The 24,384-nt window shown below is 38.4% G+C and carries 27 protein-coding genes and 3 other annotated features; of the genes, 24 read left to right on the forward strand and 3 right to left on the reverse strand.

Annotation, left to right across the window (positions count from 1 at the left end; translation table 11 throughout):
* Positions 1-3: 3 nt before the first annotated feature.
* The 16 genes from mutM to ACVBAX_RS00395 all read left to right on the forward strand — a co-directional run bounded on the left by mutM (position 4) and on the right by ACVBAX_RS00395 (position 13,289).
* On the forward strand, positions 4-831 hold the full coding sequence (gene mutM / locus ACVBAX_RS00320; RefSeq protein ID WP_447115474.1) for a DNA-formamidopyrimidine glycosylase: 828 nt from the start codon (positions 4-6) through the stop codon (positions 829-831).
* A 65-nt stretch (positions 832-896) separates the two neighbouring features.
* A complete protein-coding gene (ytaF, locus tag ACVBAX_RS00325; protein WP_430776010.1) occupies positions 897-1,535 on the forward strand; it encodes a sporulation membrane protein YtaF in 639 nt (212 codons plus the stop codon).
* 50 nt (positions 1,536-1,585) lie between these two features.
* A complete protein-coding gene (gene coaE / locus ACVBAX_RS00330; RefSeq protein ID WP_447115475.1) occupies positions 1,586-2,191 on the forward strand; it encodes a dephospho-CoA kinase in 606 nt (201 codons plus the stop codon).
* A 116-nt stretch (positions 2,192-2,307) separates the two neighbouring features.
* Positions 2,308-3,351: a glyceraldehyde-3-phosphate dehydrogenase gene (locus ACVBAX_RS00335; protein ID WP_447115476.1), complete on the forward strand. Its 1,044-nt coding sequence runs from the start codon at positions 2,308-2,310 to the stop codon at positions 3,349-3,351.
* A 283-nt stretch (positions 3,352-3,634) separates the two neighbouring features.
* Positions 3,635-4,015, forward strand: coding sequence for an adenosylmethionine decarboxylase (gene speD / locus ACVBAX_RS00340; RefSeq protein ID WP_119709352.1), 381 nt, complete (start codon positions 3,635-3,637; stop codon positions 4,013-4,015).
* 142 nt (positions 4,016-4,157) lie between these two features.
* Positions 4,158-4,562, forward strand: a complete 405-nt coding sequence (locus tag ACVBAX_RS00345) for a hypothetical protein (protein WP_430774661.1) — start codon at positions 4,158-4,160, stop codon at positions 4,560-4,562.
* Positions 4,563-4,641: 79 nt separating this feature from the next.
* Positions 4,642-5,097: a transcriptional regulator NrdR gene (nrdR, locus tag ACVBAX_RS00350; protein ID WP_430774662.1), complete on the forward strand. Its 456-nt coding sequence runs from the start codon at positions 4,642-4,644 to the stop codon at positions 5,095-5,097.
* A gap of 36 nt (positions 5,098-5,133) precedes the next feature.
* Positions 5,134-6,543, forward strand: a complete 1,410-nt coding sequence (locus tag ACVBAX_RS00355; RefSeq protein ID WP_447115477.1) for a replication initiation and membrane attachment family protein — start codon at positions 5,134-5,136, stop codon at positions 6,541-6,543.
* Positions 6,544-6,554: 11 nt separating this feature from the next.
* The gene (dnaI, locus tag ACVBAX_RS00360; RefSeq protein WP_447115478.1) at positions 6,555-7,493 is read left to right on the forward strand and encodes a primosomal protein DnaI; all 939 of its coding nucleotides are present in this window, start codon (positions 6,555-6,557) and stop codon (positions 7,491-7,493) included.
* A 17-nt stretch (positions 7,494-7,510) separates the two neighbouring features.
* The gene (ytxC, locus tag ACVBAX_RS00365) at positions 7,511-8,506 is read left to right on the forward strand and encodes a sporulation protein YtxC (RefSeq protein ID WP_447115479.1); all 996 of its coding nucleotides are present in this window, start codon (positions 7,511-7,513) and stop codon (positions 8,504-8,506) included.
* 69 nt (positions 8,507-8,575) lie between these two features.
* Positions 8,576-8,815: a binding site (T-box leader), on the forward strand.
* A gap of 50 nt (positions 8,816-8,865) precedes the next feature.
* Complete coding sequence (gene thrS / locus ACVBAX_RS00370; RefSeq protein WP_447115480.1) at positions 8,866-10,797, forward strand: threonine--tRNA ligase; 1,932 nt, start codon at positions 8,866-8,868, stop codon at positions 10,795-10,797.
* 174 nt (positions 10,798-10,971) lie between these two features.
* Positions 10,972-11,101, forward strand: a sequence feature (ribosomal protein L20 leader region).
* A 79-nt stretch (positions 11,102-11,180) separates the two neighbouring features.
* Entirely contained in the window at positions 11,181-11,684 is a 504-nt protein-coding gene (gene infC / locus ACVBAX_RS00375; protein ID WP_430774667.1) for a translation initiation factor IF-3, read from the forward strand.
* A 16-nt stretch (positions 11,685-11,700) separates the two neighbouring features.
* The gene (gene rpmI / locus ACVBAX_RS00380) at positions 11,701-11,901 is read left to right on the forward strand and encodes a 50S ribosomal protein L35 (RefSeq protein ID WP_119709345.1); all 201 of its coding nucleotides are present in this window, start codon (positions 11,701-11,703) and stop codon (positions 11,899-11,901) included.
* A gap of 23 nt (positions 11,902-11,924) precedes the next feature.
* The gene (rplT, locus tag ACVBAX_RS00385; protein WP_119709344.1) at positions 11,925-12,284 is read left to right on the forward strand and encodes a 50S ribosomal protein L20; all 360 of its coding nucleotides are present in this window, start codon (positions 11,925-11,927) and stop codon (positions 12,282-12,284) included.
* Positions 12,285-12,357: 73 nt separating this feature from the next.
* On the forward strand, positions 12,358-12,624 hold the full coding sequence (locus ACVBAX_RS00390) for a DUF1294 domain-containing protein (protein ID WP_447115481.1): 267 nt from the start codon (positions 12,358-12,360) through the stop codon (positions 12,622-12,624).
* A 77-nt stretch (positions 12,625-12,701) separates the two neighbouring features.
* A complete protein-coding gene (locus ACVBAX_RS00395) occupies positions 12,702-13,289 on the forward strand; it encodes a TVP38/TMEM64 family protein (protein WP_447115482.1) in 588 nt (195 codons plus the stop codon).
* 34 nt (positions 13,290-13,323) lie between these two features.
* Here the strand turns inward: ACVBAX_RS00395 and ACVBAX_RS00400 are convergent, their stop codons facing one another.
* Positions 13,324-13,704, reverse strand: coding sequence for a sigma-w pathway protein ysdB (locus ACVBAX_RS00400; RefSeq protein ID WP_430774670.1), 381 nt, complete (start codon positions 13,702-13,704; stop codon positions 13,324-13,326).
* A 136-nt stretch (positions 13,705-13,840) separates the two neighbouring features.
* Here ACVBAX_RS00400 and ACVBAX_RS00405 point away from each other — a divergent pair, with 136 nt between their 5' ends.
* Together ACVBAX_RS00405 and ACVBAX_RS00410 are read left to right on the forward strand one after the other, a co-directional pair.
* Positions 13,841-14,332 carry a dUTP diphosphatase gene (locus ACVBAX_RS00405; RefSeq protein WP_447116006.1) on the forward strand — a complete coding sequence of 164 codons (492 nt, stop codon included), beginning with the start codon at positions 13,841-13,843 and terminating at the stop codon, positions 14,330-14,332.
* Positions 14,333-14,403: 71 nt separating this feature from the next.
* Positions 14,404-15,489 (forward strand): M42 family metallopeptidase, encoded by a 1,086-nt coding sequence (locus ACVBAX_RS00410; RefSeq protein WP_447115483.1) that lies wholly within the window; start codon positions 14,404-14,406, stop codon positions 15,487-15,489.
* 163 nt (positions 15,490-15,652) lie between these two features.
* Here the strand turns inward: ACVBAX_RS00410 and sspI are convergent, their stop codons facing one another.
* Positions 15,653-15,859, reverse strand: a complete 207-nt coding sequence (gene sspI / locus ACVBAX_RS00415) for a small acid-soluble spore protein SspI (RefSeq protein ID WP_430774673.1) — start codon at positions 15,857-15,859, stop codon at positions 15,653-15,655.
* 116 nt (positions 15,860-15,975) lie between these two features.
* Here sspI and ACVBAX_RS00420 point away from each other — a divergent pair, with 116 nt between their 5' ends.
* The 3 genes from ACVBAX_RS00420 (at position 15,976) to pheT (ending at position 20,562) form a co-directional block, all read left to right on the forward strand.
* Complete coding sequence (locus ACVBAX_RS00420; RefSeq protein ID WP_430774674.1) at positions 15,976-16,722, forward strand: TrmH family RNA methyltransferase; 747 nt, start codon at positions 15,976-15,978, stop codon at positions 16,720-16,722.
* A 78-nt stretch (positions 16,723-16,800) separates the two neighbouring features.
* Positions 16,801-17,048: a binding site (T-box leader), on the forward strand.
* Between the two features lie 48 nt (positions 17,049-17,096).
* A complete protein-coding gene (gene pheS / locus ACVBAX_RS00425; RefSeq protein WP_447115484.1) occupies positions 17,097-18,134 on the forward strand; it encodes a phenylalanine--tRNA ligase subunit alpha in 1,038 nt (345 codons plus the stop codon).
* Between the two features lie 13 nt (positions 18,135-18,147).
* The gene (gene pheT / locus ACVBAX_RS00430) at positions 18,148-20,562 is read left to right on the forward strand and encodes a phenylalanine--tRNA ligase subunit beta (protein WP_447115485.1); all 2,415 of its coding nucleotides are present in this window, start codon (positions 18,148-18,150) and stop codon (positions 20,560-20,562) included.
* 37 nt (positions 20,563-20,599) lie between these two features.
* On the opposite strand, the gene rnhC is transcribed toward pheT, so the two are convergent.
* Entirely contained in the window at positions 20,600-21,535 is a 936-nt protein-coding gene (rnhC, locus tag ACVBAX_RS00435; RefSeq protein ID WP_447115486.1) for a ribonuclease HIII, read from the reverse strand.
* 107 nt (positions 21,536-21,642) lie between these two features.
* Between rnhC and zapA the strand changes: the two genes are divergently transcribed.
* The 3 genes from zapA to polX all read left to right on the forward strand — a co-directional run bounded on the left by zapA (position 21,643) and on the right by polX (position 24,368).
* Entirely contained in the window at positions 21,643-21,912 is a 270-nt protein-coding gene (gene zapA / locus ACVBAX_RS00440; protein ID WP_430774678.1) for a cell division protein ZapA, read from the forward strand.
* 14 nt (positions 21,913-21,926) lie between these two features.
* Positions 21,927-22,454: a CvpA family protein gene (locus tag ACVBAX_RS00445; RefSeq protein ID WP_430774679.1), complete on the forward strand. Its 528-nt coding sequence runs from the start codon at positions 21,927-21,929 to the stop codon at positions 22,452-22,454.
* A 183-nt stretch (positions 22,455-22,637) separates the two neighbouring features.
* The gene (polX, locus tag ACVBAX_RS00450) at positions 22,638-24,368 is read left to right on the forward strand and encodes a DNA polymerase/3'-5' exonuclease PolX (protein WP_447115487.1); all 1,731 of its coding nucleotides are present in this window, start codon (positions 22,638-22,640) and stop codon (positions 24,366-24,368) included.
* Positions 24,369-24,384 lie beyond the last annotated feature (16 nt).

The raw sequence follows: 24,384 nt of genomic DNA on the forward strand, positions 1-24,384 counted from the left end.
ATATTGCCAGAACTTCCAGAGGTCGAAACGGTTCGACGTACATTAGAAATGCTTATTTTGGATAAAGAAATCAAAAAAGTAACTGTTCTTTGGCCAAAAATTATTAAACATCCTGATGTAGATCAGTTTTGTGACGCTTTAGTTGGCGAGAGATTTGTTCAGTTAGGGAGAAGAGGGAAATTTCTTATCTTATATACTGAAAAATTTGCCTTAATTTCTCATCTGCGTATGGAAGGGAGATATGCTCATTTTGAGGCTGAGGAACCAGTCGCTCTCCACACGCATGTGATTTTTACTTTTACCGACGGAACAGAACTCCGCTACAAAGATGTGCGTAAATTTGGTACGATGCACTTATTTGAAAAAGGGAAGGAATTTAACCAGCCACCTTTATCGACTCTTGGACCTGAACCATTTGATCCGGATTTTACGTCATCCTATTTGCAAAAAAGATTATCGAAAACACAAAGGTCAATCAAAACAGCCTTGCTTGACCAAACAGTAGTCGTTGGGCTAGGTAATATTTATGTAGATGAGGCCCTTTTTCGATCGAAAATTCACCCTGAGAGAATCGCTAGCTCATTGAAGAACAAAGAGTGGATTATCCTTTATGAACAAATAAAGGAAACACTAGGTGAAGCAGTTGAAAAGGGTGGAAGTACGGTACGATCTTATGTGAATTCACAAGGACAAATGGGGATGTTTCAGCTTGAATTATTTGTTTACGGTCGGAAAGGTGAAAATTGTAAAATATGTGGTACTCCTCTAGAAAAAATTGTTGTTGGTGGGCGAGGAACCGTGTTTTGTCCAAAATGTCAAAAGAGGAAGTAGGTTGAACCTTGGATGGGCTCCTATCATATACTATCCTAGCTTTTTGTTAGGAAGGAGTCTTTCCAATGGTACTATCTGTTCCATTATTACTACTTGCATTAGCAGTTAGCATTGACAGTTTTAGTGTAGGTTTCACATACGGTCTGAGGAAAATGCGAATTCCTTTTAAGTCAATCGCGGTGATCTCATTATGCTCTGCAGGAACACTCACTGTAGGGATGATTATTGGCCATTTCATTGAGTCTGTCTTATCACCTGATATCGCTGAGAGTATAGGGGGATTTATACTCATTTTATTAGGGGCTTGGGTTCTCGCTCAATTTTTTCGATCAGAGAAATCGTCCTCATCAATGCTTCCCCATCCAAAAACGATCATTGATTTTGAGATTAAATCTCTTGGGATTGTTATTCAAATATTACGAAAGCCGATGTCAGCAGACTTTGATCAATCGGGTACGATCAATGGTATTGAAGCCTATATGCTTGGTTTAGCGTTATCTTTAGATGCATTTGGGGCCGGAATAGGTGCTGCGATGCTAGACTTTTCTCCAAGCATATTAGGGACTGCTGTAGCATTAATGAGCTTTCTCTTTATTTATGCGGGATTACAGCTTGGCAAACATTTTTCAGAGAACAGTTGGCTCCAGCGCTTCGCTTTTTTACCTGGTGTATTGTTAATCATTATTGGAATATGGAAAATTTAACAAAAAGCCTCCATTTGTGGAGGCTTTTACGCTAAACGGAGGAGCAGAATATGACTTTAGTCGTTGGATTAACGGGTGGCATTGCTAGTGGGAAAAGCACTGTGGCAAATATGTTTAAAGAAATGGGAATAGAGGTCATTGATGCTGATATAGAAGCAAGAAAGGCCGTTGAGATTGGAGAGGTAGCATACGAACAAATCGTTACATATTTTGGTGAAGGTATATTGAATGATGATCGAACGATTAATCGATCCAAATTAGGTGAAATCATTTTTAATGACAATGTGAAGAGGCAAAAATTAAATGAAATTGTTCATCCGGATGTACGAAGAAGGATGAATGAGAAGAAGGAAGTAGCTATTTTACGAGGAGACCAAATAGTTGTGTTGGATATTCCACTACTATTTGAAAGTGGATTAAAGCATATGGTTGACGTAGTTCTGCTTGTGTATGTTGAGAAAGATGTCCAGCTTCAGAGATTAATGGATAGAAATCTGTTAACAAAGGAGGAAGCCCTTGCTCGAATACAATCTCAAATGCCAATTGAAGATAAACGGAAGCTTGCTGATAAAATGATTAATAATAATGGGACGATAGACGATACGAAAAAGCAACTGATAGAGCTTCTTAAGGATTGGAAAACCATCACAAATTAATGTGATGGTTTTTTTGTTGAAAATAGGTTTTTTTATCACCACAATTCACCACCAATATGTTATACTAATTGTAAAATACGGAAATAAAGTATAACACTTTTGAAGGGAGCCGTAACATGAAGGCTAGAGTAGCGATTAATGGGTTTGGAAGAATAGGAAGAATGGTTTTCAGAAAGGCAATTTGTGATGATGCATTAGAAATAGTAGCCATTAATGCTAGTTATCCTGCGGAAACATTAGCACATTTAATAAAGTATGACACAAATCACGGAAAGTTTGATGGTGAGGTAGTAGCTGAACATGATTCCTTATTAGTAAATGGAAAAAGAGTGAAGCTAATTAACCACCGTAATCCAGAGGAGTTACCATGGAATTCACTTAATGTTGATATCGTGATCGAAGCGACTGGGAAATTCAATGCAAGAGAGAAAGCTAGTCTCCACTTAGAAGCGGGTGCAAAGAAGGTTATATTAACCGCACCGGGTAAAGGAGAAGATATTACAATTGTTATGGGTGTGAATGAACATCAGTTAGATATATATGAGCATGAAATCATTTCAAATGCCTCTTGTACGACAAATTGTTTAGCACCTCTTGTAAAAGTACTTGAAGATCACTTTGGCATAATTAATGGGCTAATGACGACCGTGCATGCCTATACAAATGATCAAAAAAATATTGATAATCCGCATAAAGATCTTCGAAGAGCGAGAGCTTGTGGTCAATCAATCATTCCAACAAGCACAGGTGCAGCTAAAGCTCTTTCACTAGTGCTACCTAAAATGAAAGGGAAGCTGCATGGAATGTCATTAAGAGTTCCAACAACCAATGTCTCATTAGTTGATTTAGTTGTTGATTTAAAGCGAGAAGTAACGATAGATGAGATCAATGATGTATTCGAAACAGCCTCAAAGGATGAACTAAAAGGGATACTCGACATTACAGATGAGCCATTAGTATCGGTTGACTTTAATACCAATGAACATTCTGCGATTGTTGATGGGTTGTCTACAATGGTTATAGGTGCGAACAAGGTAAAGGTTCTTGCATGGTACGATAATGAGTGGGGCTATTCTTGTCGGGTCGTTGATCTAACGAAACATGTGGCTAATCAACTGTCTTTAGCTTCAGAAAATATTAAACGAGTAAGTTCGTTGTAAATAGTCAGTCTTCTGGGAACCCTCAGAAGACTGATTTTTTGTATGATTAGATGAAAGGGATTTTACTTTTCTTTTTTTTTGTAAAGATTTTTTAAATACATTATTGCAAAAAAAAAACAAACAAAGTATACTAGTCATCGTGAACTTCTTGAAATTTGGAATCTATATCTACTTAAAGGGTTAGGACCTCTTTGGACTAACTTTCCCCCGTGGTAGTTATAATCCAAAAAAATAGGGAAATTCAGTTACTGTAGTAAAAATGGTTAAAGGGGGAAATTTGAATATGGAAACTATGGGTCGTCACGTTATTTCTGAGTTATGGGGTTGTGATTTTGAAAAGTTAAATGATATGGAGCAAATTGAGCAAATTTTTGCTGATGCGGCATTAAAATCTGGTGCTGAAATTCGCGAGGTTGCTTTTCATAAATTTGCACCACAAGGTGTGAGTGGAGTGGTTATTATCTCTGAATCACATTTAACTATTCACAGCTTTCCTGAACATGGCTATGCTAGTATTGATGTGTATACTTGTGGAGACATGGATCCTAATATCGCAGCAGACCATATTGCTGAAGCATTAGGTGCTCAAACTCGTGAGAACATCGAAATTCCTCGTGGAATGGGTCCTGTTCAAGTTAAACAAGCAAAAGCGAAAGTACTATAATCGTAGCTTACTAAACTTATGAAATTCGAGAGGTGTATATTATACACCTCTTTTTAATTTCTCTTTTACTGAAACATTAACATTGCCAGTCCTTTTAGGTTAAAATATATGTACATACATCTTTCTATTTGGAGGAATCATTATGTCATTTGTAAAACAGGTGTTTAGACAATTTAATCGGCAATGCGAAACAAAAGAAAATCATGTCGAGGAAGAGCTTAGAACGAGATATTATCGAGTAAATCTCCAATCTTTGTTTCAATCTGTAAAAGAAATCCTTGAAAATGATCAGCATGCAAAAGTGGTAAGTGATTCTATTGACCACGGGGAAATTGCAGTTGAAATCAATCGTGGAAAGAAAATGTTTGCCATTATTACTATTATAACGGTTAAGCCCTACGAGACGGCTGTAGATATAAATGTTTCCACTGAGCAAACAGTGCTGTTGGGAGCATACCCAAGTTTAAGAGCAGAGATCACTCGTATTTACCAAGAGTTAGATAAGAAGCATCCGTATATTGGTGTTGGAAAACACGCTGGAGAGTAGAATTGCTTGTACTACAAATGAAGTTTTAATAAGATAGTGTTAGATTCAACAGAATCCATTCTGTTTCGGAGTTGATGTTATGAAATGTCCTACATGTCAAAATAATCATACGCGTGTTCTTGATTCAAGACCTGTCGATGAAAATAGATCGATTCGCAGAAGAAGAGAGTGTGAGAAATGTTCTTTTCGTTTTACAACCTTTGAGAAGGTAGAGGAAATTCCGTTGATTGTCGTAAAAAAGGAAGGAACAAGAGAAGAATTTAGCCGTGATAAGATTCTACGGGGGCTGATTAAAGCTTGTGAAAAAAGACCTGTTGCTTTGACTGAATTAGAAAAAATAACTTCCGATATAGAAAAAGAACTTCGCAGTCATGGAGTATCGGAAATAAAGAGTGAAGCAGTTGGAGAAATGGTTATGGATCGTTTAGCAAAAATAGATGAGGTTGCGTACGTCAGATTTGCCTCTGTATATAGACAGTTTAAAGATATTAACGTATTTATTGAAGAATTAAAGGAATTGATAAAAAAGGATTAGTAGGGAAGTTTGTTTTTAAGAGAGGAAATGAAGCCTATGGCTCAGCATTGGCAGGAAATGCTACCAGTGGATCGCTATGAGGTGGCCTCAAATGGATTGTTATTTGACTATGATCGAAAGGTTCTGACACTTTTATATCAGCCATTGATTGGTCCGATAGCATACAGTCTCTATATGACCCTTTGGTCGCAAATAGATGAGAACCGCTTATCATCAGATGGTAGTTCACATCATGCTCTTATGAACGTGATGGATAGTAATTTAAAACAAATTTACGATGCCCGTCTAAAATTAGAAGGGATTGGCCTTCTCTCGACATATGTGCGAACAGAGGAAGGGATTCGATCATTCGTATATGAAATAAAGCCGCCTTTAACACCTAGTCAGTTTTTTCTAGATGGCATGCTAAACGTGTATTTGTATCGGAAAATAGGTAAAAATCAATTTTTAAAACTTAAAAGGTTTTTTAGTGATGAACATTTCTTAGAAAAAGAAAATGGGTTCGAGAATGTTACACGGTCGTTTCAAGAAGTATTTGACTCTGCTGTTCCAGGTAACCCTTCATCACATTTAGTAGATGACCTGAAACTCGAAGATCAACGTGTATACTTCGATCGAGTGAGTCCTGAGACCATTAAGGTTGATGAGGCACATTTTGATTTTGACCTTCTATTTGCAGGGCTTTCAGAAGTGCTTGTTCCTAAACGGGCCATCAATAAAAAGGTACGAGAAGCAATTGCGAAACTATCCTTCCTTTATGGGATTGACCCGATCCAAATGAAAAACATTGTGATTAGTGCAGTTGATGAATCAAGTGAGATTCAGATTGATGAACTTAGAAAATCCGCTAGAGATTGGTATCAGCTTAACTTTTCTGACCAACTCCCGTTATTAATAGATAAAATACAACCACTTCCACATGTTACAACAACGGTGGAGCCTAAAACTCAAGAAGAGAAATTGGTTCAATACCTTGAGAAAACGTCTCCTCGACAATTGTTAATTGATATATCTGGTGGGGGAGAACCATCAAAAAGTGATTTGCAAATTGTTGAAGATGTCATGTTTCAACAAAAGCTTTTTCCTGGTGTAGTGAACGTGCTCATTCAGTACGTATTATTGAAAACAGATATGAAGTTGACGAAGGCTTATGTGGACAAAATTGCCTCACATTGGGCGCGTAAAAGGGTTCAGACGGTGTCTGAAGCAATGGAACTTGCTAAAAAAGAACATCGACAATACTTAGACTGGGCTGAGGGGAAGCAAACAGCAAAACAAACACCAAAGACTAGTACTAGGAAAAAGGCGATACGAACAGAAAGCTTACCAGATTGGTTTGATAAAAATGAGGATGAGGGTCAACCTGATCAGATATCCTCAGATAATAAAGAGATGGAAGAGAAAAAACGTGCTTTGCAGGAGAAATTAAAAAGGTTTAAGAGTTAGGAGGTGAGTGTTTGGAACCAATCAATGAAACATTAAAAAAACTTGCAGCTAGTCCAAGCTTTCAAGAACGGTATGAACGACAAAAGAGACAAGTTATGCAGCACCCAGACATCAGGGAGTTTATATCAAAGCACAGTGATATTCTAACGAGCCAAATGATTGAAAGAAATTTGGCCAAGCTCTATGAATATTCGACTCAAAGTACGGAATGTTCGGAGTGCCCGAGTCTTGAGAGTTGTAAAAATATTATGCAGGGATATCAGCCAGAATTAGTTCTTGTTCGTGGAACCATTGAGATCCATTATGATCGCTGTCCAAGGAAGGTCATGTCTGACGAAAGAAGAAAGAGTGAAAAGCTAATACAAAGTATGTATATGCCAAAGGAAATACTGAAGGCTAGCTTTTCAGAAATCGACACAGAAGGTGATTATGCAGGGAGATTAGAAGCCATTGATCTTGCTGCAGATTTCATCCTTAATTATCATCCTAACACCATGCAAAAAGGGCTTTATTTGTATGGGAAATTCGGTGTCGGAAAATCTTATCTACTTGGAGCCATTGCAAATGACTTAGCTAAGAAAAAAGTTTCTTCTATGATCGTGTATTTTCCAGAACTGATTAGAGAATTAAAGAGCTCCATCGGTGATTCTACACTAAATGAAAAAATCGAAAAAGTGAAGAGAGTACCGGTGTTAATGATTGATGATATAGGTGCAGAGACGATGTCAAGTTGGGCAAGGGATGAAGTGCTAGGAACGATTCTTCAATTCCGTATGCTTGAAAACCTGCCTACTTTCTTTACCTCTAACTTTGACTTCGACGGGTTAGAAGTACATCTAACGTATAGTCAACGTGGAGAAGAAGAGAAGATGAAAGCAAGAAGGCTTCTTGAGAGGATTAGATACTTAGCTCACCCTGTCCAAGTGGATGGTCCAAATAGAAGAAAATAGGTGAAGTAGAAGAGTCAGTGGAAAAAGTCCGCTGGCTCTTATTCTATTTTGACCAAGTTCCCCATATACATGAAAACAGAGACTGTGAAAACGAACATGCAGCCGCATGGACTTTTCAAGCGTTGATTTCACCAAAAGGGGGGATTTGGTTGTTTGAGATCATTTTCCAAAATAAAGAGGATGCGAAAAGATTTCACCAATTGCTAAAGAAACACGCACAATCCTCACTCCATTTGAATCATGAGACTCTTCTTATTGAAGATAAACATATAGTAAAATGCGATGGAAAACTGGAAGAAGTGGTTGTGAAAAATGCATTTGTGCAGTTTATTCAGGAAATTAAATTAGTGGATTGGTCTCGAGAAATCTTAAAGAATCATTTTTGTTATGATGACGAACATGAACAGGAACAAATACTAGATATTATTACTGCCATTGTTGACGGAAACCGAAGGGAACTCTTATCGTTTGTAGATGTGAATTCATTAAATAATTTGGTAGAATCGGCTATTAATGAATTATTCTCACAGCGTTTGTCTTTCTCGTTTGACTCTTTCCTCCGCTTTCGATTGCGTTCCATTACGACTCTCATAGAGAGAGTGGTCGAGGTTGCAATTGATGAGTATAAACTTGAGCAAGAGTACCAAATATTTGTTCATACACTTAGAGAATTTTTATCTGGAAGAAGTTCAATCAAGAAAGTGATTCATTTAATTGTGTCTGATTCGATAGCCTTTTTTGATGAGAAATTCTTTGAATTAAAAAGAAAAGAAATTTTGCAGCTGATCGATCGGAAACTACTTTCTAATCACCCAGTCTATATTGATAGTGTTACGATTGCACCGTTGCTTTCGATTGCTCCCCAAAAGATTTATTTGTACACCGATGAACCGGAGCAACCTTTGGTTCGAACAATCTGTAATCTTTTTGAGGAAAGAGTAGTTGTAGCAGCCATAAACTTATTTCATGATCGTAAAAGGAAATTAGCACTTGCAGCTGATGATAATTTCTAGATTGATACTTGCTTTTCCCTCATGAACAAACTATAATACGTACATAATAAGGTACAATAACTTCATGAAATAAATGTTATGATGAGGATATGAGCGTTTATATACGGTTATCAGAGAGGGAAGGCGTTGGCTGGAATCTTCCTAACACGATTGAACAGCTTACCACCTCTAAACTTCAGCCTTGAACAATTGATTAAGTATGGGCTGACGGATAAAGTCCGTTATCTATTTTTCTAAAGTCATTTTGATAAATTTATCAAGGTGAAAATTAGGGTGGAACCACGTGTTGTTTATAAACTCGTCCCTTTCCGAGGGACGAGTTTTTTTATTTTTATTTTATATTTAGGAGGAAAATAGTTATGTCAAATGTTGTAAAATTAACGTTCCCAGACGGTGCAGTGAAGGAGTTTCCGTTTGGAACAACAACAGAAGATGTTGCTGCCTCCATTAGCCCAGGGCTTAAAAAGAAGGCATTGGCTGGAAAAGTAGATGGCCAATTGTACGATCTTAGACGTCCGATTGAGCAAGATGGAGCAATTGAAATTGTTACTCAGGATAGTGCAGATGCACTTGAAATCCTTAGACATAGTAGCGCCCACTTGATGGCACAAGCGATTAAGCGCCTTTACAAAAATGTAAAGCTTGGCGTGGGTCCAGTTATTGAAGGCGGATTTTACTATGATGTAGACATTGAGGAATCATTAACACCGGAAGATCTTCCGTTAATTGAAAAAGAAATGAAAAAAATTATTAATGAAAACATTGAGATTGTTCGTAAAGAGGTTAGTCGTGACGAGGCGGTTCAGCTCTTTAAGGAGATTGGTGATGAATACAAGCTTGAGCTAATTGAAGCCATCCCTGCAGGAGAAACGGTGACTATTTATGAGCAAGGTGATTTCTTCGACTTATGTCGTGGAGTTCATGTTCCATCGACAGGGAAAATGAAGGAATTTAAGCTTCTTAGTATTGCGGGTGCATACTGGAGAGGCGATAGCGATAATAAAATGCTTCAACGTATATACGGAACTGCTTTCTTCAAGAAAGAAGACTTAGCTGAACATCTCCGTCTAATAGAAGAGGCAAAAGAGCGTGATCATAGAAAAATAGGTAAAGAATTAAACTTATTCATGAACTCGCAAAAAGTGGGACAAGGTCTTCCAATGTGGTTACCAAAGGGTGCGACGATTCGCCGTATTATCGAGAGATATATCGTGGATAAGGAGTCACGACTTGGGTACGACCACGTGTACACACCTGTGATGGGTAGTGTTGATTTATATAAAACATCAGGGCACTGGGATCACTATCAAGAAGATATGTTCCCAGTTATGGAGATGGACAATGAGCAGCTCGTTTTACGCCCTATGAACTGTCCACATCATATGATGATCTATAAGCACGGTATTCATAGTTATCGGGAGCTTCCTATTCGTATTGCCGAGCTTGGAACGATGCACCGCTATGAAATGTCTGGAGCACTTTCTGGTCTTCAACGTGTACGTGGAATGACGTTAAACGATGCACATATTTTTGTTCGTCCAGATCAAATTAAGGAAGAATTTAAGCGAGTGGTAGGATTGGTATTGGAAGTGTACAAAGATTTTAATATCAATGATTACTCCTTCCGCCTATCGTACCGTGATCCTGAAGATAAAGAAAAGTATTTTGATGATGATCAAATGTGGGAAAAGGCTCAAAGCATGTTAAAAGAAGCAATGGATGACTTAGGGCTAGATTATTTTGAGGCAGAAGGTGAAGCGGCTTTTTATGGTCCAAAGCTTGATGTTCAAGTGAAGACAGCTCTTGGGAAGGAAGAGACCCTTTCTACTGTCCAATTAGACTTCTTATTACCAGAACGTTTTGATTTGAGCTATGTAGGTGAGGATGGGAAACAACATCGTCCTGTAGTTATCCACCGTGGGGTCGTTTCAACAATGGAGCGTTTTGTTGCGTTCTTGATTGAAGAATACAAAGGAGCTTTCCCAACTTGGTTAGCACCTGTACAGGTTCAAGTGATTCCTGTTTCTCCTGACGTTCATTTTGACTACGCAAAGCAAGTACAAGAACTTCTTCAGGCAGAAGGTATTCGTGTTGAAATCGATGATCGAAATGAGAAGATCGGTTACAAGATTCGTGAAGCGCAAATGCAAAAAACACCTTATATGCTAGTCGTTGGTGACAATGAAGTAGCAGAAAAGGCAGTGAATGTACGAAAATATGGTGAGCAAAAATCAGAGGTTGTTTCCTTTGAAACGTTTGTTGAGGATTTAAAGATGGAAGTAAAACGTTAGGATTTGCACGAAAGAGGATGTCTGCTCATCCTCTTTTTCGTTTATTTTTTTGAAAAAGTATTGCCACAAACGTATATTTTTGATACAATTCATTTCGTTGTGATAAAAAAAGTGTTTCGTTGACATGAATTATTTATTGTGATATAGTTGCTAAGGTAAATTGAATACGAGTTTGAGATAAAGAAGAAGCACCCGCTTCTCACCTGATTGACGCCAAAGTGCAGTTGGCAGGTTTTACGAAAAGGCTTATTACCGTATGGGTATCGTAAAGTGTGGGTGTGTTCATCCGCACTTTTTTTATTTTTCTTTTGAAAATGAAATCTTCTTAACCCAAACGTTGTATTCGCATTAAACCTTGGAGGTGTCCAGCTATTAGCAAAGACATGTTGTTGAACGAGGGTATTCGTGCCCGCGAATTACGTCTAATTGATCAAAATGGCGAACAACTAGGCATTAAAACAAAAATCGAAGCACTTGAGATTGCTACGCGTGTAAATCTTGACGTTGTTCTTGTTGCACCAAACGCAAAACCACCAGTAGCACGTATTATGGACTACGGTAAGTTTAAGTTTGAACAGCAGAAGAAAGAAAAAGAAGCACGTAAAAATCAAAAAATTATCAACATCAAAGAAGTTCGACTTAGCCCATCCATTGATGAGCATGACTTTAACACAAAGTTACGTAATGCGATTAAATTCTTGGAAAAAGGCGATAAAGTAAAAGCATCGATTCGATTTAAAGGTCGTGCAATTACACATAAAGAGATCGGACAACGTGTTTTAGTCCGCTTTGCAGAAGCTTGTAAAGAAGTAGCAACAGTGGAATCTCATCCAAAAATGGATGGCAGAAGCATGTTTATGACATTAGCACCTAAAAACGACAAGTAATGAGGAGGAATCCCTAATGCCAAAAATGAAAACTCACCGCGGCGCAGCAAAGCGTTTCAAGAGAACAGGATCTGGTAAACTGAAGCGTTCACACGCTTATAGAAGCCATTTATTCGCTAACAAATCTACAAAGGCAAAGCGTAAGCTTCGCAAAGGAACTCTAGTTTCTTCAGGCGATTACAAGCGCATCCGTAACTTACTAGTAAATCTTAAGTAATTGCAAATTAGGAGGGAAAACATATGCCACGTGTTAAAGGCGGTACAGTAACTCGCAGACGTCGTAAAAAAGTTATTAAATTAGCAAAAGGTTATTATGGTTCAAAACATACATTATATAAAGTAGCTAACCAACAGGTTATGAAATCTCTAATGTATGCATTCCGTGATCGTCGCCAAAAGAAGCGTGACTTCCGTAAGCTTTGGATCACTCGTATCAATGCAGCAGCTCGTATGAACGGTCTTTCTTATAGCCGTTTAATGCACGGTTTAAGCGTTGCAGGTATCGAAGTAAACCGTAAAATGCTTGCTGAACTTGCAGTAAGCGACGAAAAAGCATTTGCAGAATTAGCTGCAGCTGCTAAGCAAAGCCTAGCAAAATAATTGACTTATTAGTCTATAGAAGCCATTCTCTAACTAGAGGGTGGCTTTTTTAAGTTCTTCAAGGAGGTATTGTATGCTTACATATTTTTGGATGTATTTATTGGTAATAAATATCGTCAGTTGTTCGTTGGTGTATGTTGATAAACAGAAGGCTAAGAAAAATAAATATCGAATTAGAGAAGCGACACTTTGGCAATTCGCTTTTATTGGAGGTGCATTAGGTGCATTTATTGGAATGAGGTCCTTTCGTCATAAAACAAAACATCCTAGCTTTAAATGGGGATTGCCATTTTTGACTGTTCTCCAAATCGGTCTATTGCTTTACTATGTATGGAATTAAGATAATAGTTGTCATAGAAACGGTTCTTTCTTGATAAGCTGTAATAGACATCAAGAAACTGCTTAAGGGGTGGTCATATGGATGAGGAGTTAGCGTTACTGCTTGTCATGTTTCAGGCTGGTGGAGTTTTCACCCCGATTATATTCATCTTGTTCCATTCGTTACGACAGTTTTTATTTATTCCTGTTGTCATCATCTGTATTGCAGGTGGAATTCTTTTTGGAACAGTCGCAGGTACGATATACTCTCTAATTGGGTTGATGATTAGCAGCATATTGTTTTTTGCTCTCGTTTCAAAATTTCCACGAACACAAGCAAAACTGTCTTCGATTCGGAAAAAGTGGTTTGGAGAGTATCGTAATTTAACAGTTAGTCAGATTTCGATTTTACGCCTAGTTCCTTTTGTCCACTATCAATTATTAAATTTTTGTTTAATGGAAAGACACCGTGGCTTTAAAGAGTATGCAAAGGCAGTCTTTATCACGAATCTTCCATTAGCTTTCTTTTACACTGTCTTTGGTCAATTTATTAGTCAATTTACTCCAACGATGATTGTTATTATTTTATTTTCTTTATCCATTCTTGTTTATGTACTGAGGGAAAAAATGACGATTATAAAGTGGAGAGATTTTTTTAAGGAAACAAAGCTAGAGAAACAGGGCTAATTATAAACGTTCAAGGGGAGGATCCCTTGAACGTTTATTTTTTCATAAATTCATGAATGGGACTTTTCCAGTCAATTCTTGCATTCGGATAAAATACAGCTACTTCCATTTCGATATAACGGAAATCTTCTTTTGACAAACCATTTAGCGCAGAGGTACTATGTGGCCAAATAAATATAGAAACAACCTCGAAGGTGTTCTCGGTTGTGCCTAAGTATTTTTCACCTTCAAATAGAACCCCTTTATAGGTTAAGAGAAAATTCTTACGAACATTTTTTATATCATCGAGTAAAAAGAACTGCTTTTGCTCGTGAGCTAACTCCAATTTTCGTTTTGGGTTTAAAACAAATTTGAAGGCGCTGTATATTAAAAATAAGATAAATGCTATTAGGAGCATGCGCAGTAGCCACATCATACTTAAGCCCTCCACTCTTCATTTTTCCTTATATACGTTTTTATTAGAAAAAGGTTTCATAAAGTGTTGCTTTTAAGTGAATTTTTTTCTTAATTTCATTATGATTAAAGTAATATACATAGAAAAGAGTGAAATGATGGATTTACGACATTTATTTGAGATGCAAAAAGGCTTGGATGAACATATCGCAGAAAAACACGAATTAAAAGCAGAAAACCTAATAAGTAGAAAGGTACTGGCTTTATTGGTTGAGCTAGGTGAACTAGCAAACGAGACACGTTGTTTTAAATTTTGGAGTGTTAAAGGTGCTTCTCCAAAAGAGGTCATTTTAGAGGAATTTGTAGATGGAGTTCATTTTATTTTATCACTAGGACTGGATTGTGGATTTGAGCGTGATGTACAGATAGAAGAACTAGAATTAGTAGAGGAAAATGTGACGAATCAGTTTTTATCTATGTATGAAACGGTTCATCGCTTTTCCGCAGAAAGGAGTATGGGTGCGTATCGTAGCATGCTTGAGAGTTATTTTGTTTTAGGGAAGATGCTAGGATTTACATCAGAAGACATAAAAGAAGCATATATCTCTAAAAATGAAGTAAATTATAAAAGGCAGAAGGAAGGTTACTAATGTATACTTTGTGCATTTAAGATGTAGCTAGTATACTATAAACATAATACATATTAAGGGAGTCGAAATAAATGACAAAACTTGGTGATACTTTAGCGATGCTTAAGGAATTAACAGATGCCAAAGGGATTCCAGGGAATGAGCGTGAGCCAAGAGAAGTAATGAACAAGCATATTGCTCCGTATGCGGATGAAGTAACTACGGATGGACTTGGAAGCTTAATTGCGAAAAAAGTGGGAGATGCGAACGGTCCGAAGGTAATGGTTGCTGGTCACTTGGATGAAGTAGGTTTTATGATCACGCAAATTGATGATAAAGGATTCCTACGCTTCCAAACGGTTGGTGGCTGGTGGTCACAGGTTATGTTAGCACAGCGAGTGACGATTGTTACCAGAAAGGGAGATGTGACAGGAGTAATCGGTTCAAAGCCACCACATATTTTATCTCCTGAAGCTAGAAAAAAACCAGTAGAAATTAAAGATATGTTTATTGATATTGGTGCATCAAGTCGTGAGGAAGCTACAGAGTGGGGAGTCCGTCCTGGTGACATGGTCGTTCCATATTTTGAGTTTACTGTGATGAACAATGAAAAGCTTTTATTAGCAAAAGCTTGGGATAATCGGATTGGTTGTGCGATTGCGATTGATGTGTTAAAGCAATTGAAGAATGAAGAGCATCCAAATATCGTATATGGAGTTGGAAGTGTACAAGAAGAGGTAGGCTTACGTGGGGCACGTACTTCTGCTGCTGCCATTGAGCCTGATATTGGGTTTGGAGTGGATGTTGGGATCGCTGGTGACACTCCTGGTGTGTCGGAGAAGGAAGCACAAAGCAAAATGGGCAAAGGCCCACAAATCATTCTGTATGACGCAAGTATGGTGTCTCACAAAGGTTTAAGAGATTTAGTAACAGATACAGCGGATGAACTTGGAATTCCATATCAATTCGATGCAATCGCTGGCGGTGGCACGGATGCGGGGTCTATCCATATATCTCATAAAGGAGTCCCTTCCTTAGCAATAACGATTGCTACTCGCTATATCCATTCGCATGCAGCTATGTTACACCGTGATGACTACGAGAACGCTGTTAAGCTAATCGTTGAAGTCATCAAACGTCTAGACCGTGAAACAGTGAACCGTATTACTCTTGAATAGAGACCAAACAAAGACAGCATGCTAAGGCATGCTGTCTTTGTTTGGCTAATCGGGCATAGGTGTCCACCTCAGGCGGACAAAATCACCCCAACTGTCCACGGATGGTGTCTGTCACCTTCCGTGGACAAATCAAAGAATTTGTCCACGAGCGGTGACAGACACCCTATTTTAGGCCGCTTTCTAGGGTTTGGAGCATTTCGCTTTTTTCTTGGTCGGATGCATTCTTCCAGATCACTTCAAAAAGTACGCCTAAACCTGGAAGCATTTTTTCTTCGCCGTTTTGAATGGCATCAACGATCGTGTCTCGTAGTTCATCTTGTGTATTTCCTGATACATTATGAATAACTGCATTTCTTAAGTTAAGATTCATTTTTACTCACTCCTTCTTCATTTTCTTTAATATGTTTTCTATTTTTGTTATTATTATGTACTTAAGTTACGCTATAATAAGAAAACCCGAGAAAAAAGGAAAGAAGGGGGTTTACCTTGAAGCATATTCACTCGAGTAGTAACCCAAAGGTGAAGCAATGGAAAAAACTATTAACGAAAAAGGAAAGAGATAAAACAGGACTATTTTTAGTCGAAGGGTTCCATTTAGTGGAGGAAGCACTAAAAGCAGGTCGTATAGAAGAAATCATTGTACAAGAAAACCTGGATCTTCCTTCAAGCTTTGATTACGGAGAAACTCCGATTGTCTCAGTCCCTGCTGACATCATTAAACTTTTGGCTGAAACAGATACACCACAAGGCATTTTTGCTGTTTGTCATCAAGAAAAGCCATCACGTACAGAAGGAACATCTTATCTTTTAATTGATGCTGTCCAAGACCCTGGGAATTTAGGAACGATGATTCGTACAGCAGATGCTGCTGGTGTGGACGTTGTGGTAATTGGCAATGGAAGTGTGGATATTTATAATTCCAAAGTGCTTAGATCTGCCCAAGGCAGCCATTTTCATCTACCTGTTATTAAAGGCGAAATCTCAACTTGGACAAGCGATCTTCTTGACCGAGGGATCCCTGTGTATGGAACAGCCTTAGAGAATGCCGAACCGTTTCATCAAATACAATCAACTGGATCCTATGCCTTAATTGTCGGAAATGAAGGGAACGGGGTAAGTAAAGAGCTACTAGGTAAAACGACAGCTAATCTATATATTCCGATTCATGGGAAAAGTGAGTCATTAAATGTTGCAGTAGCAACCGGAATTTTGTTATATTACTTACGTGGATAAAATAGGCATAACCCCTCTTCAAAATGGGTTTGAAATAAGTAGGAAAGTATACTATAATAAACAGCAAAAATTACATACCAAAAAACGATGACGGAGAAAAGTAGTTTGCTACCATCTATGTTAGGGAGAAAATGCCTTAGACTGAAAGCATTTTTATAGAAAAAGTAGACGAAGTTCACCTCCCGAGTTGGCATCGGGACCATTTCTTAAAGAAGTGTAAAGATGCACCGGTTTAAAGCCGTTATCAGCAATGAAGTGAATGTAGGAAGAAAGATGTCCTGCATTAATTAAGGGTGGTACCGCGACTATTAAACCTCGTCCCTTTCTAGGGATGGGGTTTTTATTGTGTCTAAAAATCAAAAGGAGGAAAAACAATGGAGCAACGCTTAGTAGAGCTTCAGCAAGAAGCGCTTGAAGGAATAAAGAAAGCGACTGATTTAAAGGAACTAAATGACATTCGTGTATCTTATCTGGGGAAAAAAGGTCCCATTACTGAGGTACTAAAAGGGATGGGAAAGCTAAGTGCTGAAGAACGTCCTAAAATGGGGGCATTGGCGAACGAGGTAAGAGATGTTATTGCAAAAGCGATTGAAGAAAAACAAGCGATTATGGAAGAAGAAGCGGTGGCTAAAAAGCTTGCCTCTGAAACCATTGATGTAACACTTCCTGGAAGACCAGTAAAAACAGGAAACCATCATCCATTAACTAGAATCATTGAAGAAATCGAAGACCTCTTTATTGGTATGGGCTACACGATTGCAGAAGGTCCCGAAGTAGAAAGTGACTACTATAACTTTGAGGCATTAAATTTACCAAAAGGTCATCCAGCACGTGATATGCAAGATTCCTTTTATATTACGGAAGAAATCCTCCTTCGTACACATACATCACCAATGCAAGCAAGAACGATGGAAAAGAAAGAAGGAAAGGGCCCGATTAAAATTATCTGCCCAGGAAAAGTTTATCGACGTGATAATGATGACGCAACGCATTCTCACCAATTCATGCAGATCGAGGGTCTTGTGGTAGGAGAAAACATTCAAATGAGTGACCTGAAAGGGACATTAGATGTGTTTGCGAAAAAAATCTTTGGTGAAGACCGTGAGATTCGCTTGCGTCCTAGCTTCTTCCCATTCACAGAACCTTCAGTTGAAATGGATATTTCTTGTAAAATTTGTAACGGAAAAGGATGTAGCGTTTGTAAAGGAACGGGTTGGATTGAAATTCTTGGAGCGGGAATGGTACATCCAAACGTACTTGAAATGGCTGGTTATGATTCGAAAAAATATACAGGCTTTGCATTCGGTATGGGGCCTGAAAGAATTGCCATGCTAAAATACGGCGTGGATGATATTCGTCATTACTATGCAAATGATGTACGTTTCTTAAAGCAATTTTCTATACACGAATAGGAGGATAACAAGAATGTTTGTTTCTTATAAATGGCTTCAAGAGTATGTGGACCTTTCTGGTGTCACAGCTCCTGAACTAGCCGATAAAATCACAAAAAGTGGAATTGAAGTGGAAGGCGTTGAGATTCTAAATGAAGGAATGAAAGGTCTCGTCGTCGGTTACGTGTTAGAACGTGAGCAGCATCCAAATGCCGATAAGCTAAATAAATGTTTAGTAGATGTTGGAGAAGGAGAGCCCGTTCAAATCATCTGTGGTGCTCCAAATGTAGATAAGGGGCAACATGTTATTGTAGCAAAGGTAGGAGCTGTTCTCCCAGGAAACTTCAAAATTAAAAAAGCAAAGCTTCGCGGCGAAGAGTCAAACGGAATGATCTGTTCCTTGCAGGAGTTAGGGGTTGAAAGCAAGCTTGTTGCTAAGGAATTCTCTGAAGGGATCTTCGTATTCCCGAATGAGGTCACAGTTGGGGATGATGCACTTGAGCTGTTAAATCGCGATGATCAAATTTTAGAATTAGGTTTAACCCCGAACCGAGCGGACTGCTTAAGCATGCTAGGTGTAGCATATGAGGTTGCCGCCATTTTAGGAAAAGAAGTAAAGCTTCCGAAGCCTGAGGTCTCATCCGTAAACGAAAAGGCTAGCGATTATATCTCTGTTACTGTAGAAGCTCCGGAAGATAATCCACTTTACGTTGCCAAAGTGATTAAAAATGTAAAGGTTGGACCTTCACCATTATGGATGCAAACACGTCTGATGGCTGCAGGAGTACGTCCTCATAATAATGTTGTCGATATTACGAATTACATTTTAATGGAATATGGTCAACCGCTACATGCCTTTGACTATGATCGTCTTGGTTCAAAAGAAATCGTTGTTCGTCGTGCGCATCAAGGTGAAAATATTACAACGCTTGATGATGCAAAACGTACATTAACAACAGATCACCTGGTGATTACAAACGGACAAGAGCCGGTTGCATTAGCAGGAGTTATGGGTGGAGCAAACTCTGAGGTAGAAACAACAACGACAACCGTGTTACTAGAGTCTGCGTATTTTGTGGGAGCACCCATTCGTAAAGCTTCAAAGGATCATGGTTTGCGCAGTGAAGCTAGTGCACGCTATGAAAAAGGTGTGGATCCGAATCGTGTTAGAGCAGCAGCAGAAAGAGCGGCTGAGCTATTAGTACTGTATGCAAATGGAGAAGTATTAGAAGGATCGGTCGAGGCAGATGCACTTAAGGTGGAGCCTGCGGTTGTTTCCATTACATTAGACAAAATCAATGGTGTGCTTGGTACCGAAATATCCATGGATGAGGTGCAAAATATCTTTGCCCGTCTACAATTTGTTTCGAAGGTTGAAGGAAACGAAATTACAGTAACCGTACCTACTCGTCGTGGTGATATTACCATTGAAGAAGATTTAGTTGAAGAGGTTGGAAGAATTTATGGTTACGACTATATCCCTAAAACTCTTCCAAAGGGTGCTTCTACTCCAGGAAAATTAAGTGATTACCAAAAAAAGCGTAGAATCGTACGACGCTACTTAGAAAGTGCAGGGTTATTTCAAGCAGTCACTTATTCTTTGACGAATGAAACCAAAGCCACTCAATTCGCACTAGATAAGCGGGAACCTGTTAAACTTGCGATGCCGATGAGTGAAGACCGTAGTGTACTACGTCTGAGTATTTTGCCACAGTTACTAGAGGTCGTAAAATACAATTCTGCCCGTCAAAATGACAGCATATCATTATATGAAACTGGGGCCGTTTTCCTTTCGACTGAACTAGATAAGCTTCCAGAAGAGAAGGAACATCTGGCAGCAGCAATTACTGGCTTATGGCATCAGCACCCATGGCAAGGGGAAAAGAAAGCTGTTGATTACTTTGTTCTTAAAGGAGTGCTAGAAGGGTTACTTGCTCGCTTAGGGTTGACAGGAAGAGTGGAGTTCCGTCAAGCAACCGTGAATGGAATGCATCCAGGAAGAACAGCAGAACTTCTTTTAGATAATGAGAAAATTGGTTTTGTCGGACAAATCCATCCGAACGTTCAAAAAGAACTTGATTTGAAAGAAACGTACGTATTTGAACTATCTTTAAAGGCTTTACTAGAGACAGAAATTGCTCCGTTACAATACGAATCAATTCCACGTTACCCATCTATCACACGCGATATCGCACTGGTTGTTAACAAGGAAGTGGTTAGTGGTCAGCTTTCTGACATAATTACAAAAGCTGGTGGCAACTTATTGAAGGATGTTTCTGTGTTTGATCTTTATGAAGGAGATCGCTTGGAGGAAGGAAAGAAATCCATTGCGTTTTCTCTAAGATATTTTGATCCAGAAAAAACACTAACTGACGAAGAAGTAACAAAGGCCCACGAGAAGGTACTAGATGCTGTGAAGGAACAGGCTGGAGCAGTACTAAGAGGATAAATAGAAAAGGAGCATCCAATATGGATTGCTCCTTTTCTCATTTTCTCGTAATCAGTTTCCATGCTTTTTCTGTATTAGCAAAATGCAGTTTAACAAAATGTGGAAGGCTTTCTTTACCTTTTGCTTGGATTAATTTAGCTGCTGCTACGTCTACTTGAGCACCTGCTCCTTTTGGAATAACAAATCCCGCTTCCTTTGAAAGATTTTCAAAGTGCTGTACAAATGCATAACGAGCTAGAATGGATGCGGCTGCAACAGATAAGTGGACACTTTCTGCCTTTGTGGAGAAATACACATTTTCACGGTGGACCACTTTTTGCCCCTTAAGATATTGATAATACACTTCTTCTTTGGCGAACTGATCAATTAATATGGCTTCCGGTTTTTGTGGTGATATTTTATTCAGTACATGTCCAATGGCTTGGTTATGCAGCAGGGCTTTTAGCTTTCCTTGTGACATACCTGACTGCTGAAGCTGATTGTATTTTTCATTGTGTAATGTTAATAGGCTATAAGGAATAACATGCTTGATTTCCTTAGCAATTGCAGAAATTTGCTCATCCTTTAGACCTTTTGAATCCTTTACGCCTAGCTCCCTTAATAGGGGGATATGCTCTTTACTAACATAAGTTGCTACAACAGTAATAGGGCCAAAGTAATCGCCAGTACCTACCTCATCCGAACCAACTACAGAAAGAGACTCAAAATGCTCAGGTAGATGGCGCGTATTATTTGATTTTTTCTCTGATTTTTGGTTCGTAGGTTGTTCCGCATTCCCCCATTTTTTTGCTTCAATCTCACATGAGGGACCTTGAAAAAGTACTTTTCCGGATTTATAGGCGGTTATGGAGCAACCGGATAGTTTTGCTGCAAACACCCCACCTGGTGGTATTTTAGGTAAGAGGCTTTGTTGGTAGTGTTCCTCCATCTTTTTTATTTGTTCCCCAGATTGTTTTAATACGATTTGACTCATTTTACCCTCTCCAATTAAATACATATTTTTCCTTCGTACGTCTGATTTTGACATTCTTAACTTCCCAGCCAAATAATATTCATGTTATGATATAGTGTAGGATTCTTATGAATGGGGGCAATGCTGTGTCTGAAGCAGAAAAAAAGCGCACAACGGTTGAAATATACGGGCAACAGTATGTAATTGTAGGGAACGAAAGTGTTGAACATGTTCGATTAGTTGCCTCTATGGTAAATAATAAAATGCGCGAAATTGGTCAGAAGAATCCCTCACTTGATAGTACCAAACTTGCCGTTCTTACAGCAGTGAATGCTGTAAATGATTATCTGAAAATAAAGGATCAACTTGAGCGCTTAGAAAGAGAACTAAAGAAGTAAAGGATTGAACGAATATGCTAAATCTTGCCATTGTCATTATATTATTAATAGGATTACTTGTTGGGCTTCGCAGAGGGTTTATCCTACAATTTATTCATCTTACTGGCTTCATTATTGCATTTATTGTAGCAAAGGTCTATTATTCCGACCTTGCACCCAAATTAACCCTTTGGATTCCGTATCCAAGCTTCGGTGATGCATCAAATTTACAACTGATTTTCTCAGAAGGAAATATGGAGGATGCATACTACCGAGGAATTGCGTTTGTTGCGATTTTCGTAGCAACTAAGATTGTTCTACAAATAATTGGAAGTATGCTAGATTTTGTTTCCAATCTACCAATTTTAAAGACCTTTAACCGTTGGGCTGGAGGGATACTTGGATTTTTAGAGGTATATTTACTTTTGTTTATTATTTTATACATAGCAGCACTTTTACCAATTGAAGCCGTGCAATCTCCTTTAGCTAGCTCTTCGTTGGCAAAGGGAATAGTTGAAAATACCCCCTATTTGTCTAATCTTGTGAAAGAGCTTTGGGGATAATTTAAACAGGATATTATCTAACTACTTCTCTTTTTAAGAGAAGTTTTATTTTGTTTATTATTCAAAACTTTTTTGGATGTCAATACGTACATAATACATAGTAGGGTTTCAAAACATACTAAATTATTGGTGAAATCGAAGTCAATCATTCATAATGGGATATAGTGAAAGTAGGTGGATAGTGTGGCAATACAAAAAAAAGAAGTGATTCGTTTACTTGAGACGATCGCTACCTATATGGAATTAAAAGGTGAAAATACTTTTAAAGTGTCTGCTTTTAGGAAAGCTGCAAATAGCCTTGAAATAAATGAGCAGGATTTATCACAGATCAATGATTTTACGACCATTTCAGGTATTGGCAAGGGGACAGCTGCTGTTATTACAGAATTTATCCAAGAGGGTCAATCCTCTGTACTAAAAGAACTTCAGGATGAAGTACCAAAGGGATTAATCCCCCTTCTACAACTACCTGGCCTTGGCGGGAAAAAGATTGCCAAGCTATACAAAGAACTATCAATAACGAATGTACACGAGTTAAAGCAGGCATGCGTGGACAAAAAGGTGAGAGAACTTACTGGATTTGGAGGGAAGACAGAGGAGAAAATTCTTCAATCAATCAACGATTTTGGTTCCAAGCCAGATCGATTACCTCTTGCCTATATGCTACCAGTTGCACGAAAGATTGAGCTGACTCTTTCCGAAATGGAAGGAGTGATTCGCTTTTCAAGAGCAGGTAGTATAAGAAGAATGAAGGAAACGATTAAGGATTTAGACTTCATTATCTCAACGGTTGATCCTCAATTAGTGAAGGAGCAGCTGCTCTCGATGGAGCAAATAAAAGAAGTTGTCTCCAAAGGAGATACAAAGGTTTCTGTTATCCTTGAATTGGAGTTTGACGTTTCGATTGATTTTCGTCTGGTAAAGGATGAGGAATTTACCACGACTTTACACCATTTCACGGGCTCAAAGGATCATAACGTAAGGATGCGTCAATTAGCCAAGGAACGTGGTGAAAAAATAAGCGAATACGGTGTGGAACATATCGAAACCGGGGAAATTGTAACGTTTGATAGTGAAAAGGAGTTTTTTGCTCACTTTGGTTTGCCTTTTATTCCACCCGAAATGCGTGAGGATGGGACTGAAGTGGAACATTATAAAGAAGAGCTTGAGATTATTGCTCTTGACCATATAAAAGGGGATCTACATATGCACTCGACATGGAGCGATGGATCACATTCTATTGAGCAAATGGTAGAAGCTTGTCGTGCAAAAGGATATGAATATATTGCCATTACTGACCACTCACAATATTTAAAAGTGGCCAATGGTCTAACGGTCGAGCGCTTGCGAAAACAACGTCAAGAAATTGATCAATTAAATCGTAAATATGATGATATTACGATTTTAGCTGGTGTTGAGATGGATATTTTACCTGATGGCTCCCTTGACTATGAAGATGAAGTTCTAGAACAAATGGATTTTGTTATTGCATCTATTCATTCCTCTTTTTCACAGCCACAGGATAAGATAATGAACCGTCTTCAAACAGCTTTGAGAAATAAACATGTACATATGATTGCACATCCGACGGGGAGAAAGATTGGAAAGCGCGATGGATATTCAGTAGATATTGAGCAATTGATTGAATTAGCAAAAGAAACAAATACTTGGCTAGAATTGAATGCGAATCCAAATCGACTTGACCTCTCCTCAGAGCATGTACGAATGGCCCAAGAAGCAGGTGTAAAGCTATTAATAAATACTGATGCTCATATGGTTGAAACATTAGCTCATATGGACACGGGAGTATCTGCAGCGAAAAAAGGATGGGTTCAAAAACAATCCGTTATCAATTCTTTGGCTAAGGAAGAATTTCTTGAACTACTAAAAAGGCGAAAAGAAGAGAGAAGATAGACCTTATTTTGAAAAT

This window comes from Robertmurraya sp. GLU-23 (assembly GCF_052983275.1).